The 14,297-nt window shown below is 50.2% G+C and carries 17 protein-coding genes; 9 read left to right on the top strand and 8 right to left on the bottom strand.

What is annotated here, in order from left to right; all coding sequences use genetic code 11:
* Nucleotides 1-17 precede the first annotated feature (17 nt).
* The 7 genes from secG to BUB27_RS14390 form a co-directional block, all read right to left on the bottom strand.
* The gene (secG, locus tag BUB27_RS14420) at nt 18-578 is read right to left on the bottom strand and encodes a preprotein translocase subunit SecG (RefSeq protein WP_143184564.1); all 561 of its coding nucleotides are present in this window, start codon (nt 576-578) and stop codon (nt 18-20) included.
* Nucleotides 579-681: 103 nt separating this feature from the next.
* Nucleotides 682-1,029 carry an aspartate 1-decarboxylase gene (locus tag BUB27_RS14415; protein WP_143184563.1) on the bottom strand — a complete coding sequence of 116 codons (348 nt, stop codon included), beginning with the start codon at nt 1,027-1,029 and terminating at the stop codon, nt 682-684.
* A gap of 57 nt (nt 1,030-1,086) precedes the next feature.
* Nucleotides 1,087-1,950 carry a 4-hydroxythreonine-4-phosphate dehydrogenase PdxA gene (gene pdxA / locus BUB27_RS14410; protein WP_143184562.1) on the bottom strand — a complete coding sequence of 288 codons (864 nt, stop codon included), beginning with the start codon at nt 1,948-1,950 and terminating at the stop codon, nt 1,087-1,089.
* Between the two features lie 9 nt (nt 1,951-1,959).
* On the bottom strand, nt 1,960-2,190 hold the full coding sequence (locus BUB27_RS14405; RefSeq protein ID WP_143184561.1) for a hypothetical protein: 231 nt from the start codon (nt 2,188-2,190) through the stop codon (nt 1,960-1,962).
* Nucleotides 2,191-2,372: 182 nt separating this feature from the next.
* Entirely contained in the window at nt 2,373-2,639 is a 267-nt protein-coding gene (rpsT, locus tag BUB27_RS14400) for a 30S ribosomal protein S20 (RefSeq protein WP_143184560.1), read from the bottom strand.
* Between the two features lie 168 nt (nt 2,640-2,807).
* A complete protein-coding gene (locus tag BUB27_RS14395; RefSeq protein ID WP_143184559.1) occupies nt 2,808-3,506 on the bottom strand; it encodes a L,D-transpeptidase family protein in 699 nt (232 codons plus the stop codon).
* A gap of 24 nt (nt 3,507-3,530) precedes the next feature.
* Complete coding sequence (locus BUB27_RS14390; RefSeq protein WP_234991763.1) at nt 3,531-4,964, bottom strand: cellulose synthase family protein; 1,434 nt, start codon at nt 4,962-4,964, stop codon at nt 3,531-3,533.
* Nucleotides 4,965-5,226: 262 nt separating this feature from the next.
* Here BUB27_RS14390 and BUB27_RS14385 point away from each other — a divergent pair, with 262 nt between their 5' ends.
* From BUB27_RS14385 to BUB27_RS14350, 8 genes are all read left to right on the top strand, one after another.
* A complete protein-coding gene (locus tag BUB27_RS14385) occupies nt 5,227-6,072 on the top strand; it encodes a hypothetical protein (protein ID WP_143184557.1) in 846 nt (281 codons plus the stop codon).
* Between the two features lie 82 nt (nt 6,073-6,154).
* On the top strand, nt 6,155-6,985 hold the full coding sequence (locus tag BUB27_RS14380; RefSeq protein ID WP_143184556.1) for an NAD(P)-dependent oxidoreductase: 831 nt from the start codon (nt 6,155-6,157) through the stop codon (nt 6,983-6,985).
* The gene (gene ygfZ, locus BUB27_RS14375) at nt 6,982-7,812 is read left to right on the top strand and encodes a CAF17-like 4Fe-4S cluster assembly/insertion protein YgfZ (protein ID WP_143184555.1); all 831 of its coding nucleotides are present in this window, start codon (nt 6,982-6,984) and stop codon (nt 7,810-7,812) included. The genes BUB27_RS14380 and ygfZ overlap by 4 nt, the downstream gene beginning before the upstream one ends.
* A 15-nt stretch (nt 7,813-7,827) precedes the next feature.
* A complete protein-coding gene (locus BUB27_RS14370; protein ID WP_143184554.1) occupies nt 7,828-8,244 on the top strand; it encodes a SufE family protein in 417 nt (138 codons plus the stop codon).
* A gap of 14 nt (nt 8,245-8,258) precedes the next feature.
* The gene (locus BUB27_RS14365) at nt 8,259-9,062 is read left to right on the top strand and encodes a TatD family hydrolase (protein ID WP_143184553.1); all 804 of its coding nucleotides are present in this window, start codon (nt 8,259-8,261) and stop codon (nt 9,060-9,062) included.
* 62 nt (nt 9,063-9,124) lie between these two features.
* Complete coding sequence (locus tag BUB27_RS14360) at nt 9,125-9,595, top strand: LysM peptidoglycan-binding domain-containing protein (protein WP_143184552.1); 471 nt, start codon at nt 9,125-9,127, stop codon at nt 9,593-9,595.
* Nucleotides 9,596-9,718: 123 nt separating this feature from the next.
* Nucleotides 9,719-10,627, top strand: coding sequence for a TlpA family protein disulfide reductase (locus BUB27_RS14355; protein WP_143184551.1), 909 nt, complete (start codon nt 9,719-9,721; stop codon nt 10,625-10,627).
* 346 nt (nt 10,628-10,973) lie between these two features.
* A complete protein-coding gene (locus tag BUB27_RS14350; protein ID WP_143184550.1) occupies nt 10,974-11,717 on the top strand; it encodes a histone in 744 nt (247 codons plus the stop codon).
* A 76-nt stretch (nt 11,718-11,793) separates the two neighbouring features.
* On the opposite strand, the gene BUB27_RS14345 is transcribed toward BUB27_RS14350, so the two are convergent.
* Entirely contained in the window at nt 11,794-12,900 is a 1,107-nt protein-coding gene (locus tag BUB27_RS14345) for a prepilin peptidase (RefSeq protein WP_143184549.1), read from the bottom strand.
* Between the two features lie 73 nt (nt 12,901-12,973).
* On the opposite strand from BUB27_RS14345, the gene BUB27_RS14340 reads away from it, so the two are divergent.
* Nucleotides 12,974-14,296: a CCA tRNA nucleotidyltransferase gene (locus BUB27_RS14340; RefSeq protein ID WP_143184548.1), complete on the top strand. Its 1,323-nt coding sequence runs from the start codon at nt 12,974-12,976 to the stop codon at nt 14,294-14,296.
* The last annotated feature ends 1 nt before the right edge of the window (nt 14,297 follow it).

Here is a 14,297-nt window from a genome sequence, read left to right as displayed (position 1 = left end):
GTGTGCGTGATTAGAAATTATTCGCCGTCTTTCTTTGGCTCTTCTTGTGGAGCAGGCTCCTCAGAGGATGGTGTCTCTGCGGCGCTAGCGCCTTCAGCTGGTGTCTCCTCAGCGGCAGGCTGGGCGTCTTCGGCTGGAGCTGGCTCTGCTGGTGTCTCACTAGCTGCAGGCTCAGCTGGTGTAGCCTCTTCTGCAGCTTCGATACCGGCGTTGACTTCGTCTTGAGTCTCTTTGTTAGCTAGTACCTTTTGCTTTTCTTCCTCAACTTTGGCGGCCTCCTCTTTGTCCTTCTGAATCTTTTGATCAGCGTAGGTTGGGGCACTTGTCAGGATGGAGAGAATGAAAGTAATTACGAAAAATGCGGATCCGAGGTACACCGTACCTTTTTGCAGCACGTCAGTCGTACGGGCACCAAAAGCCTGATCGGTCATACCACCACCAAAAGCGGCTCCGAGACCTTCCTGCTTAGGACGCTGCATCAGCACTACGAGGCAAAGCAGCAGACAGACCATTACGTCAATCACGAGAAGGACGTTTGTGGTAACCGTAATCCAAGTTGTTGTTTCTGCGAGAATCATGGGACGCGAAATATGTGCGGCAATCCTACCATTGTAAAGTCATGATTTGCCGCAGCATGGCATTTCACCATGCCTTTAAGTTTAGTTAAGTAAATCGAAAGCCTTACTTTCCTTTACGGATAATTTCATTCTTGTCGTTGCAGACAATTTTCTTGGCCTCGACAGGCTCCTGAGAGAGCGCAAAAGCCATGATGGTGATACGCTCACCAGCTTTGATCACGTGAGCTGCGCCGCCGTTCATGATGATTTTACCCGTACCAGGTTCACCAGGCTGGGCATAGGTCTCAAGGCGTCCGCCAGCAGTCGCAGATGTCACCAGGACTTTTTCCCCACCAATGATACCCGCAGCATCCATGAGGTCTGAAGGAATCTCGATACTTCCTTCATACTCAACATCTGCCATCGTGCACATTGCACGGTGAATCTTCGACTTCAGTAATATGCGAAACATGCCGAACCAATGCCCGAAACTAGATAAAGGTCAAGCAATATAGACTCACAAAAACACTCAAGCCAGCTCCACTGCTAGCTTAATCGCATGCAGCATCGAGGAATGACTCGCAACTCCCTGACCTGCAATCTGAAAGGCAGTCCCATGATCCGGACTGGTACGAGGCCTCGGTAGCCCCAAAGTCGTATTCACACCTGTATCAAAATCCAATAGTTTAAGCGGGATCAAACCTTGATCGTGGTACATACAAAGAACCGCATCATATTCCCCATTGGCGGCCGGGCGAAAAATGGTATCCGCTGAGTGCGGTCCCGTAAATACTGGCACCTTATGGCCTTCGTTGAGCTTCTTGATAGCAGGTGTTACTATTTCGAGATCCTCAAGCCCAAAGGCGCCATTCTCTCCCGCATGAGGATTCAGTCCACACACAGCGATTCGAGGCTGCTCCACTCCCTTTCTAAGGCAAAACTCCTCAAGTAGCTTCCCTACCCTGATAATCTCTCTCTCCGTCAGGAGCTGCGGCACCTCGGCCAGCGATACGTGGATCGTCACCAGAGCTACAGTCAAATGCTCACCAGCGAGACACATGGCGTAGTTTTCCGTCCCCAAGCGGTCTGCAAAAAATTCCGTCTGCCCCGGAAACTCAAAGCCCACCGTATGCAAGCCCTCCTTAGCTACAGGCGCAGTGACAATCGCATCGATTTCTCCATTTTGGAGCTTACTTGCCCCCTCCTCCAAAGCCTCTAGAGCAGCCTTAGCCGTTTCCCAAGTGGGCTCACCAGGGGTCGCCTGAATACGCTTGCCGATGATCTCAAACTGGACATCGGCCGGCCATTCACCGGCTTTCAGTGCAGCATCCACGATCTCCGGGCCGATACCGGCTTGGTCACCCAGCGTAATGCCGATGCGTTTAGCGGACATGGGATACTCCTATCCAAGATCTTCCGCAGTCACGGAAGTTTTTTTACGCGCCCCGAGATAGATCGCCTGATCGATCACTCGTGAAGCTTCGTCATCAAATCTGTACCCATGACAATTTGGGCACGTGATAGCACCATGACCCACAATAGAGTCACAACCTTCGCATACTTTGTAAGAGGAGGGATTGGAAACAATCTCCTGAGCCTTCTTCATGCGGTCGTTATTGGGTGCTTGATTCATAATTTGTTATCGTCTCGCTATGGTAGCGAGCTCGTTGCGTCGGTCTATTTAAAAATGCGTCCTGTGACAATTCGACACGGACAAAAAACGGGGGCGTCCATTTGGAAACACCCCCATTCAAAAATTGATTTTCATTTCGCAGAGTCAGCGCCCTGCGCTGCATAGGCTCAACGCCTGCTTAATTAAGCAGTAGCAGCCACGATAGCTTTCGCGGTCTTGCTCTTGAGGTTTGCAGCCTTGTTCGAATGAATGATCTTCTTCTTCGCGCACTTGTCTACAGCGGAAGAAAACTGGGAGTAAGCCTTCTGAGAAGCTTCTTTCTCTCCTCTTTCCGCAGCTTCGATGGAACGCTTACGGAGGGACTTAACACGGCTCTTAAGGGCTGTGTTGATACGGTTACGCTTCTCGTTCTGGCGTACGCGCTTGAGTGCTGATTTAGTATTAGCCATGGTTTATGAAAAATCTTAATTGCGTTTTGCGGCTATGCAGGCCGGGGCGGAGAAACTAGTCACACCAATGGCCTTGTCAAGATTTTTGAACCCTCCTTCGAGATTTTTTGCAATCCAAGGGCACTAGCGATCTGCTTTGACGCACTATAATCACAGAGACTAAGCGGCTTAAGCTTCGTCAGGATCATCCTCCAGAGCCACTGTAGCATGCTCGGACTTCGCAGGCACATCTGCGGCTCCCTTTACAGCAGCCTCCTGAGCTTCGCGTTGACGGTCAATCGCCTTGGCGTACTCACGACCTTCACGAGTCGAACTCAAACTACCGCGTACCACCTCCACCTGAGCCCCAACCCCAATGCGACTGTAGAGATCAATGACATCCGACGAGGTCATACGAATACATCCGTAGCTGACCGGCCTGCCAATATTCCTTTCCTCAGGAGTACCGTGAATGTAAATGTAACGCTCATAGGCATGGCGATTACATCTCTCCAAGCCTTTCAACCACATGATGCGGGTAACAATGGGATCTCTCCCAGGAGCGTTTGGCCTGATCACCTCACCAGTACGACGGCGAGATTTGAACACGGCACCCGATGGAGCACCTCCACCAATCTTGCGCACCACTTGCATTTTACCCAGCGGCGTACGGCAGCTGCGGTGAATATCACCCAAACCATACTTGGATGTCGACACCTTGTAGGCCTTTACAGGCTGACCATCCTGAGTCAGCACCATTGTCTGATCTTTTACACTAACCACCATTTTACTACGGCTGTCCGGGATATTGGTACAGCTCGACAGTGGGAGGAACAACAGGCTCGTGAGGGCGAGCCCGCAAATTGCGAACAGGCGTCTTGGTAACATAGAAGATTCGTAGTGGGTAAATATTTACTTACCCTCATCTACGATGGCATCTGCCTCATTCTTTCCGCGACTAGGCAACATGCGCATCAGCGAAGGTAATGATGTGTAGAAGAAACCAACAGGGAACGGACTGAGTAGAACTGCTGTCAGCCACTTCTCGTCGATTATATTAGAAATCACCACAACACTAAAGAAGAATGCGAAGGCAAGCTCAAGAAAAGGTGTGAGCGATTTGATCGCCTTGTAGCGACTGCTGCTCGCCTGCTTTTTATCCTTCTTGTCCTTATCAATACCGTACTTAGGTGTACGCACAAATCCTGTCTGGTGATTAAAGATCGCCTCGAGAACCGCTTTAGCATTGTTAACTGACATACCAATCCCAAGAGCCAGCAAGCATGGCAGATAGAAAATTTCCTTATACCACTGACCTGGGCGAAGCGCCTTTTGAGCAACCAAGTAGAAAAGAGCCACGGATACGGAGCCAAAGAAGAAAATCGGGATATTCAGGAAATGCTCAATCCAAGGGTAGTTTTGAAGCAATTCCCACTGCGGTCTGAATTCTTCCTTAGGATAAATGAGGAAGCAGAGAAGAATCAGTGCAAGGTAGGCGAAATTGGATGTCAGGTGAGCGGTGGCCTCCAATTTCACATTAAGAGGATAATCGCTCCTCCAGATGTTAAGCAGACACTTCTTACAGCACTGGATAGAGCCCTTGGTCCAGCGGTGCTGCTGACTCTTGAAACCATCCATGTCCACAGGAAGCTCAGCAGGAGTTTCCACTTCCTTAAGGAAGATGAATCTCCACCCCTTGAGCTGCGCACGGTAGCTGAGGTCCATGTCTTCAGTGAGCGTATCATGCTCCCAACCGCCAGCATCCTGGATACAGGACTTACGCCACATACCGCCAGTACCATTGAAGGTAAAGAAACGGCCGGAACGGTTGCGGGCAGTCTGCTCAAGCTCCAAGTGACCATCAAGGAACATCGCCTGGATTCGAGTGAGCATGTTGTAGTTGCGGTTCAAGTGACCCCAGCGGGTCTGGATCATGCCGATCTTTTCGTCCGCAAAGTAATGAATGGTCTTCTGCAGTACATCAGGATTCGGCACGAAGTCTGCGTCCAAAATGAAAAGGTACTCGCCCTTGGCATATTTCATGCCGTTCTCCAGAGCACCCGCCTTGAAGCCAGTACGGTCTGTACGGTGGATATAATCGGCATCAAAGCCCTTATCTTGAAGCTTTTTGATCTCGCGAGCGCAAATCTCGGTCGTTTCATCAGTAGAGTCATCCAGCAACTGAATGTGAAGCTTATCCTTGGGGTAGTCCAGCTGGGACACCTTCTCCAGCAAGCGCTCAACCACGTGCATTTCATTGAAGACAGGTAACTGGACCGTAATGATGGGCAGCTCCTCGAAATGCTTCCTTGGCTGAGGGACGTCTTTGGAGTGCTTCAGATACAAATATATGATCGTAAGCCTATGGAATCCATAACCTGCGAGGCAGATTAGGACTAAGAAATATAAGATGTACCAGGTCCACTCCATGATGATTTAATCGGGGTAAATTATTAACAGATAGGAATAACCCCACCTGCTGGCGCCTCCCACTTGCCTGATAATCACCGGGTTGTCAACCCATAGTCTCCCTGTCTAACCAGTAAATCATCCTCAAATCGCTAGGTTTGATTTGCAAGAATCGACCAAATCATGCTTATTTAAACCTATGAGATTTAAACATTCTGCCATCGTTTGTATGAGCTTCAGCCTCTTCCTCCCAACGATCTCGGTCGCGCAGGAAGAGGGGGAAAACAACGGTGCCAAGCCTATCCCTGCAGATCTCATCGATGACCCCCATGTTCGCGAAGAACTAGGCATCAATGAATTTACGGCCCCCTCCATCAAGCTTATCTTTGAAGATCTCTCCCAACTCACACCGCTACCAGCCAAGGAAACACGCCCTAAGCTACCAGAGAAAATGCCCCTCGACCGCTCTGATCTGGCGATTGAAATTGGCTTCCTGATTGCAGAAGGTTTCCTCGCAGTGGAAAATAATACCCTTGATGACATCGAGGGCATCGCCAAGGACCTGTCCCGCTACGGCAAAGCCTTGGGTGCAGGAGAGCGTGTCAACCGCCATGCAGCCAGACTGCTCGACCACGCCAAGAAGCGCGAATCCGAAAAGCTCAAGGAAGAGTTGGCTGCCACCCAGAAAGACGTCGAGATTGAGCTCGTCCAGCTCCGTGATGCCGATCTGGCCCACCTGATTTCACTGGGCGGTTGGATCCGCGCATTGAGCTGTGCTGCACTAGCCGTAGACCGCGACTTCACCGAAGAACGTGCCAATCAAGTCTTTCGTGAAGATGTAGCCGACTACTATGAAGTCATCCTCGGCCAGCTGGATCCCCGGGTTTCCAAGCGCAAGCACATCCAGGAACTCCGCAAACTGTGCTCTGGCCTCAAAACAACGATGACCCTCGCCGCCGACCAGGAGCCAACTGAAGCTAAAGTAAAAGAGATCAAAGAAAAGTCAGCTCTCATGTCCAAGGTAGCTCTTAGCCGCGGAGAATAATTTAGACTTTTCTTCCCCCTTCATTTGGCGCTCCCTCTCTCTGGGCGCGCCAATTTTATTTCACCCACCAACCTTCAAGCATATGAACATCTCTATTTTCGGATTAGGCATCATCGGTTCCCGCTGCGCGGACAACCTCGCCAAGGCAGGTCACTCCGTCACCACCTGGAACCGCACCCCCAAGGATCGTGACGACTCTGTGGCTGACGCAGCTGCTGCCGCCAAGGCCTCTGAAGTACTCGCCTTCTACCTGAAAGACGGTAAGGCCTGCCGGGAAACTTTCGAAAGCATCCGTCCCGCTCTCACCTCTGCACATACAATCATCAACCACTCGACCATCGATCTGGACACAACCAAATGGCTGGCTACTGAGTGCGAGAAACTAGGGATCGATTATCTCGACTGCCCATTCACCGGCTCCAAAGTAGCCGCTCACAATGGTGAACTCGTGTATTACTTCGGCGGCAACACCGAGGTGTTAGAAAAATTCCGTCCAGTACTGGAAGTCACCTCCAAAGAAATCATCCCTCTGGGGAAAGTGGGTGACGCCACCGTGGTAAAGATCGCCACCAACCTAATCTCAGCATCCACCGTACAGGCGCTATCCGAAGCCATGGCTATCGCCTCAGCTCACGGCGTCTCACCAGAAACCTTTATCCCCGCCGTAACATCGAATGCTTGCGGTTCACCTCTCGCGGCCATGAAACTGCCGACCATGGCCAGCGGTGACTATGACACCCACTTCTCGCTGGATAACATGCGCAAGGACTCCGTCTTCGCACGCGAGCTTGCCAAAGAAGCCAAGCTGAACACACCGGGCATCGACGCCACCTCCGAGATGATGACCAAACTTTGCGACCAAGGTTTGGCGGATCTCGACTATTCAGCACTCTATAAACAGTTCGACGTATGAAGCCGTTCACTCTCACTGCAGATTCCCAGTTCCCCATTGAGAGGGCTGTCTTCAAACTCTCTGGCCCAGACGCACGGCAGTACCTCAATGGCCAAATCTCCCAAGACGTCTCTCTAGCTACCGAGAGCAAGGCCCCATATGCCATCGTAGCCAACTTCAAAGGCAAGATGGACGGGGACCTCTATGTTCGCCAGCATGGTGAGGATCTCCTCATCGACTGCGACCCATCATTGCGAGAGGAACTCTTTACACGTCTCGACCGTTACATCATCGCCGATGATGCAGAGCTTAGCGATGTCAGCGATGAGATCCAGTTCACTCACATCATCGAGCCTAGCCGTGAAATCCCAGGCAGCTGGTCATGCACTCGTCTCGGCCAGTACGGTGTGGATGTAATCCGAGACTGCGTACCTGAGTTGGAAGCCACACCAATATGCGAAGCTGATGCTGAACGTGCCCGCATCACCCACATGATCCCCAAGTGGGGCCACGAACTCGACAATGAAACCCTTCCCCCTGAAGCGGGCCTAGAAGAGCGGGCTATCTCATACACCAAAGGATGCTACACGGGCCAGGAAGTCATCTCACGCATGAAGTCTGCCGGCAAAACAAACCGGCATCTTGTGCTACTCAAGATCGATGCGAAGGTCCATGAAGGCACACCACTCATCACCGGCAATGCCAGCACAGACAAACCAGCCGGTGTCATCACCAGCGTCTGTGAAATAGACGGAACACATATAGCCCTTGCATACCGCAAGAGAAAATACCAAGACAGCAACACATTCACTTGCGGCGAAGCAAACGCTGAAGTGATTTCATCCTGAACCGCACATCCTGACATGAGCATCCAAGATAAACAGCAAGAACTTCTCGACGAACTAAACCTCTTCCAAGATTGGACCGAGCGTTATGAGTACGTGATCGGGCTTGGTAAAAAGCTTCCGGCTATGCCTGCCGAAATGAAGACGGGTGAAAAGCTGATCAAAGGCTGCCAATCACAAGTCTGGCTGGACGCTACGGCTGAAGGTGAAACTATCCGCTATCATGCGGACTCTGATTCCCTCATCACCAAGGGAATGATTGCACTCTTTGTCCGCGTGCTTGATGGAGAGAAGGCCGATGATATTCTTACTGCCGACATGAGCTTCATCGAACAAACTGGCCTTAAAGAGCATCTCGCCCCAACACGCGCGAATGCTCTTAACCTGATGGCCACTCAGATGAAGAAGCACGCACTCGAGCTCTCCAGCAAGTAAGCACGCTACTGCACATGATCGACTCGCACTGCCACTTGGCCTCCCATAAATTCAGCAACGAGGAATTACCAGATATCATCGCGAGAGCAGAGGCTAATGGCGTCACTCGCATGGTTACCTTGGCCACTTGCCTGGAAGACGCGAAGACCAACATCGCCATCTCAGAAAAATTTCCGCAGGTTTTTACCGCCATCGGCATTCACCCATGTGATGTCCATGAAACTCCGGATAACTACCTCGTCGAATTACACACATTAGCTTCGCACCAAAAATGTGTAGCCATCGGCGAGACCGGACTGGACTACTATCACCCTGCTCCAGACGGCTGGTCAGCTGATGACTATCATCAGCGTCAAAGAGACTTCCTCAGACAGCATTTTGAACTCGCCAAGGAGCTCGGCAAAAATGTCGTCATCCACACACGTGATCGTTCCGGCAAACAATCCATGGATGATGCCATAGCCATCTACCGTGAGTTCGCGCATGACGTGAAAGCGGTCTTCCATTGCTTCCTCGGGCCACTGGAGAACGCCAGTGAAATTTTTGAACTCGGCGGCTATATCTCCTTCACAGGCATCGCTACTTTCAAGAGCGCCAAAGATTGCATACAAGCTGCAGTCGATGCACCAGCTGGCCGCTTCATGGTAGAGACTGACTCACCCTACCTCGCCCCCACTCCATACCGGGGCAAGCGCAACGAACCAGCCTACACACTTCACACAGCTGAAGCCATTGCCGCATCCCGTGGTGAAACCCTGCATGAGCTTAACCAGCATACGAATGCGACAGCCCAAGAGTTTTTCAAATTTCCCGCCTGATTTAGAAAGAATTCCACGAGTGTAGCGTTTACATAGAGAAACCAAGTGCTAAAATACCAGCAATGAAGATCCAATTACTCATTCTTTCCACAGCCGCAGGCCTCCTCTTCACATCCTGTGAGAAATTCGGTGGCAATGCCAGCAATCCTTATGGAGCTCCTGCAGCAGCACCGAACAATGCGGGATATGCAAACGCGTCTAATCCATATGCAGCACCGATGCCAAATGGTGAGACAAATGCCTACGCCAATAACAATCCGAACTACCTTCCAAACTCAGGTCCAAACGCTGCACCTTATCAGCCTATCCCGAGTGCAGCTCCTTCTGTGGAACCTGCTGGAGGTAACTACATCCCTTCACCTGGCGCAGCAGTGCCTGCCGGTGCTACAACTCCGCACACCATAGTAGCCGGCGATACTCTCTGGGGACTCGCTCGCAAATACAACACCAGCGTAGAAGCTATTCAGCGAGCCAATGGCATGACCAACACTATCGTGCAGCTGGGCCAAACGATCCAGATTCCTAGCAACTAAATACCACTTACTGGATACACATTTTCTAGGCCGCAGTTTCCGACTGCGGCTTTTTTTGTTTTTACACACCAGTATCAAGCAGCTCACTTGCAAGCGCTGCATTTTTGATCTATTCGATTGAGTATGAAGTTGCTTCTCGCTCTACTCTGCATCGGACTGATTCCCTGCCAAGCGCAGGACAAACAAGTCGTCCTTGAGAAAATATTCACACTGCGTGATCCTGCTGAATTTAGCACGGCTATCCAAGAGGCAGAGAAAGCAGGAATACCCGACCAAGTTAGACTCGAAGCTCGCTTCCTCTATTACATTGACCACAAGGACAACAATGCTATCGCCAAACTCTCTGATGAGTTCCTCAAACTCAAAGATAAGTTTGATCCTGCTCAGTCGGAAATTTTCTCAGTCACAGAGGACTGGCTCGCAGTGGTGCATTACACTCAGGCAATCGCCGCTCTTCAAAAAAACGATAAGGCCAATTTCAAGAAGCATATTACCGAAGCGTTTTGGTTAAGCCCAGCCCAAGCACCAGCCTACGCCCCCCATATTGAAAAGCTTCACCTTAATGAGGCCATGGCATCAGTCACCATCAAACCTGATCAACCCTTCACCAATATCCGCAACGGTAAACAAGTCACTTTCAAGGATGCTCTGGCAAAGAACAAAGCTGTCCTGCTCCACTTCTGGTCGCCATGGGCTCAGGAAACGCTTAACGAAGACTTCGTCCTTACAGCGAATGAATTAAACAAACATGACATTCGTGTGGTATCAGTGCTTGCTGAATCATCTCCTGAACTCATTGAGGACGCGACCAAAACTATTGAAGAGTCTGCTAAGAACGTTACATGCCTATGGACTCTTGATGACAAGGATCAACCGCTTGCAAGAACTCTTCGTATTCAAGATGCCCCCACCATGGTTCTCATCAACAAAGAAGGCAAAGTTCTTTTCAACGGTCATCCAGCCGAAAAAGAATTTTGGAAAGCCCTTCAAAAAATCTCTCCTGAACTAAATCGTCCCGACTCAAAAGAGTAGCTTTTAGTGCAAACCGCAGTTCAGCACAAACTCACCAGAAACTTTTCTAACAGTTTCTAACATCCTTCAAAACGGCATATTTAGCCCATTTATCAGTGTTTTTGTTTAAAGTTCTTAACTTTCATCTTGACTAAGATGCACATATTAAGGGTTAACTAAGTGTGTACATTTAGTGATGAATTTCATGAGAAGTGATTCACGCCTAACCAGCAAAACTAATCTAAACTAACAATACCCCAGTCAGAGAAATAAATATCTGACACTACTATTTTCCAAAACGCTGAGACTAGCGTCAGGAACACCCCCATCCAGCTTTCCACTGGATGAAACGTTAACACGATAAGCCATGGCAGCAAAGAAGACAACCAAGCGCAAAACAGTCGCTAAAAAAGCAGCTAAGAAGGTCGCTAAAAAGCCCGCCGCAAAGGTAGCTAAAAAAGCCGCCCCTAAAAAAGCAGCTAAAAAGCCGACCACCAAAAAAGCAGCCAAGAAGGTTGCTAAAAAGCCAGCCAAGAAGGCAGCTAAAAAGAAAGTAGCTAAGAAAGCAGCTCCTAAAAAAGCCGCCAAGAAAACTGCTACTAAGAAGAAGGCAGCTAAGAAAGTAGCCAAGAAGACTGTAAAGAAAGCCACCAAGAAGGCGGCTAAGAAGACAGCCAAGAAAGCTACCAAGAAAAAAGCAGTCAAGAGCGCAGCCAAGAAGAGCAAGTCTACCACCAAGGTGACTAAGAAAGCTAAGAAGGCAGCGAAAAAGAAAGTGACCAAAAAAGCAGCTAAAAAGACTGCCAAGAAAAAGGTCGCTAAGAAAACTGCAAAGAAGGTCGCCAAGAAGCCTGCAAAAAAAGCAGCTAAGAAGAAGGTCGCCAAAAAAGTAGCGAAGAAAACTGCAAAGAAAGCCGCTCCTAAAAAAGCAGCCAAGAAGAAGGCAGTAAAGAAAGCTACGAAGAAGGCCACCAAGAAAGCTTCACCAAAAAAGGCAGCCCCTAAGAAGACAGCCACGAAAGCCGCTGCAAAGCCTGCGAAAAAAGCCGCAGCTCCAAAAAAGCCAGCGAAGAAAAAAGCCGCTCCTAAAAAAGCAGCCAAGAAGAAGTAATAGCTGACTTCATCTAAGTTTCAAAGAGCGCCTGGGTTCACCCTCGGCGCTCTTTTTCTTTTTCAGACTCTTTACTTCAGAGCCCCATTACAGACTTATACCAATTCGCCAACGGCTCACCGTAAAGCAGCCACACAACGGCTCCGAAAATAATACTTGGACCGAAGGGCATGTGCTTCCCTAGTCCGACTCGAGCAACAAGCGCTAACAATAGACTAAAGATACAGGCGATAAAGATGACTGGCAAAAGAGCCGTCGCACCTAAGCAAGCTCCCAACATACCCAGCAAATCAACATCCCCCATTCCCATAGCCTCCCGCGGGATGACCGCCTTCTTAACCGTACCATCGAGCGACTTGAGTCTTTCAATATCCAGGCGCTCACCGTCTGCTAAGACATAATTCTCGTGAATCACAACCTCCTTAACCTTGCGCTCTACCCCATCCACACGGATCACACCGACTTCGCTCATTATGAGCTTATCAGTTTTGCGAAAGAAGATATCTGACCAACCGATAGACTCACCGTTGATTACGTAGCAAAGCTCCTCATCATCTTCCACTGGCTCCTTCAGCATCCACTCCACCTCTTCTGTAAACTCGAACTTGCGGGAGCCAAACATCACCTTACCCAATAGGACAATCGCCCATAGGCCACACCATCCAAGCGCCAGACCAAAGCCTGCCTTCAACAAACCTCTCCACCAAATGGCCTCCCCCATAAGTTCGGTCGGCATCAGAGCCGCTCCCAGTAGAGCGATAGCCGTACCCGTGATCGTGAGTTCACGCGGAATGACCATGAGTTCAGCATCAACTGCCGTGATCACAATGAGTATGGATGAGATGACCATCCAAAAGAAGGCGACACCTGGATGATCAAACCAATACCAACAACCTACCCAGACGAGCGCCGTAAGAAGCTCCACCAAAAAATACCTCACAGGGATACTCCCTTTACAAGACGCGCATTTTCCTCTCTGTATGAGCCACGTGACGAGCGGAATGTTTTGCGACATCGGAATCTGGTACTTGCACTTCGGGCAGAAAGATCGTTTGGGTTCATTGACCGACAACCCTCTCGGTAGACGATAGATTACTACGTTCAAAAACGAACCCACACAGGCTCCCAGTAAGAATGCTGATATGGCGTACAGGGGGTGACTCCATGGTAAGATGAATGGCATAGTGCAGACATTCAAGCTCGACACTCACCGATTAGAAACCCCAAAGTTTCCTCCACGCAAATTTAAGCGAGACATGACACCACTAGAAGACACCGCTAAAAGTATAGCAGCAGAACTCCGTGAAGCAGGTCACACAGCCTACTTCGCAGGAGGTTGTGTACGTGATGCACTCCTCGGCAAGGATCCCAAAGATTATGACATCGCCACCTCCGCTACCCCTCAGGAAGTCATGGAGCTTTTCCCTGGTTCCGACGCGATCGGGGCTCACTTTGGAGTAATTCTCGTTCGCCGTGGTGGTGCACACTTCGAGATAGCCACCTTTAGAAACGACGGCTCCTACTCTGATGGCCGCCGTCCTGACTCTGTCACCTTCTCTACGCCAGAAGAAGATGCGCAACGCAGGGACTTCACCGTGAATGGACTCTTCAAAGATCCAGAGAAAGACGAGATCATCGACTTTGTTGGAGGCCAAGCAGACCTGGCAAAGCAAACTCTGCGCGCCATCGGAGACCCAAAAGCACGCTTTTCTGAAGACGCACTCCGACTGATGCGTGCAGTCCGCTTCGCCACCGTACTCGGTTTTGAAATTGAGGCTGCTACTTGGCAAGCCATCTGCGACTGCAATGAGCTTCTAAAGAAGATCGCTGTCGAGCGCATCCGGGAAGAGTTCAATAAGATCATCCTGTCACCGAACCGCGCAGAAGGTGTTCGCATGCTGGTGGACAGCGGACTCATAAAGCATTTCCTGCCAGAAGTTCTCGATCTGATTGGTTGTGAGCAACCGCCACAATGGCACCCGGAGGGAGACGTCTACACCCACACCATGATCATGCTGGAGATGCTACATGGCACCCCTAGCCTTGATCTCTGCCTCTCCGTGCTCCTCCATGACATCGGCAAACCTGCTACCTACACCTATGATGAAGAAGATGAGCGCATCCGCTTCAATGGCCATGATCGTGTAGGATCCCAGATGTCCGAAGAGATTCTTCATCGGCTGAAATACCCGAACGACACTATCGAAGCCGTGAGCGCTATGGTGGACAACCACATGAACTTCATGCACGTCCAGCAGATGAAGAAGTCCAAGCTCAAACGCTTCATGGCCCGCCCTAACTACCAGGACGAGATGGAACTTCACCGCGTAGACTGCGCCAGCAGTAATGGCTTCACTGAGAACTACGAGTTTCTCCGGCAAAAAGAAGAGGAGTTCGATAACGAACCCCTCATTCCTGAGCCATTGGTCAAAGGTAAGGACCTCATCGACATGGGCTTCAAGCCAGGTCCTCGCTTCAAAGAAATCCTCGAGGCCATCCAGACAGAGCAACTCGAGGGCAGTCTCACATCCCGCGAACAAGGCTTAGCCTATGTCCGCGAGAACTATGAAGCGGAATAGG

The organism is Rubritalea squalenifaciens DSM 18772, from assembly GCF_900141815.1.
Classification (GTDB): Bacteria; Verrucomicrobiota; Verrucomicrobiia; order Verrucomicrobiales; family Akkermansiaceae; genus Rubritalea; species Rubritalea squalenifaciens.
The sequence above is the reverse complement of the archived record's forward strand: the minus strand, read 5'-3'. Positions and strand labels throughout refer to the sequence as shown.

Coding starts and splice junctions, on each gene's coding strand:
- secG (WP_143184564.1), bottom strand. CDS start 578: ATGATTCTCGCAGAAACAACAACTTGGATTACGGTTACCACAAACGTC.
- BUB27_RS14415 (WP_143184563.1), bottom strand. CDS start 1,029: ATGTTTCGCATATTACTGAAGTCGAAGATTCACCGTGCAATGTGCACG.
- pdxA (WP_143184562.1), bottom strand. CDS start 1,950: ATGTCCGCTAAACGCATCGGCATTACGCTGGGTGACCAAGCCGGTATC.
- BUB27_RS14405 (WP_143184561.1), bottom strand. CDS start 2,190: ATGAATCAAGCACCCAATAACGACCGCATGAAGAAGGCTCAGGAGATT.
- rpsT (WP_143184560.1), bottom strand. CDS start 2,639: ATGGCTAATACTAAATCAGCACTCAAGCGCGTACGCCAGAACGAGAAG.
- BUB27_RS14395 (WP_143184559.1), bottom strand. CDS start 3,506: ATGTTACCAAGACGCCTGTTCGCAATTTGCGGGCTCGCCCTCACGAGC.
- BUB27_RS14385 (WP_143184557.1), top strand. CDS start 5,227: ATGAGATTTAAACATTCTGCCATCGTTTGTATGAGCTTCAGCCTCTTC.
- BUB27_RS14380 (WP_143184556.1), top strand. CDS start 6,155: ATGAACATCTCTATTTTCGGATTAGGCATCATCGGTTCCCGCTGCGCG.
- ygfZ (WP_143184555.1), top strand. CDS start 6,982: ATGAAGCCGTTCACTCTCACTGCAGATTCCCAGTTCCCCATTGAGAGG.
- BUB27_RS14370 (WP_143184554.1), top strand. CDS start 7,828: ATGAGCATCCAAGATAAACAGCAAGAACTTCTCGACGAACTAAACCTC.
- BUB27_RS14365 (WP_143184553.1), top strand. CDS start 8,259: ATGATCGACTCGCACTGCCACTTGGCCTCCCATAAATTCAGCAACGAG.
- BUB27_RS14360 (WP_143184552.1), top strand. CDS start 9,125: ATGAAGATCCAATTACTCATTCTTTCCACAGCCGCAGGCCTCCTCTTC.
- BUB27_RS14355 (WP_143184551.1), top strand. CDS start 9,719: ATGAAGTTGCTTCTCGCTCTACTCTGCATCGGACTGATTCCCTGCCAA.
- BUB27_RS14350 (WP_143184550.1), top strand. CDS start 10,974: ATGGCAGCAAAGAAGACAACCAAGCGCAAAACAGTCGCTAAAAAAGCA.
- BUB27_RS14345 (WP_143184549.1), bottom strand. CDS start 12,900: ATGCCATTCATCTTACCATGGAGTCACCCCCTGTACGCCATATCAGCA.
- BUB27_RS14340 (WP_143184548.1), top strand. CDS start 12,974: ATGACACCACTAGAAGACACCGCTAAAAGTATAGCAGCAGAACTCCGT.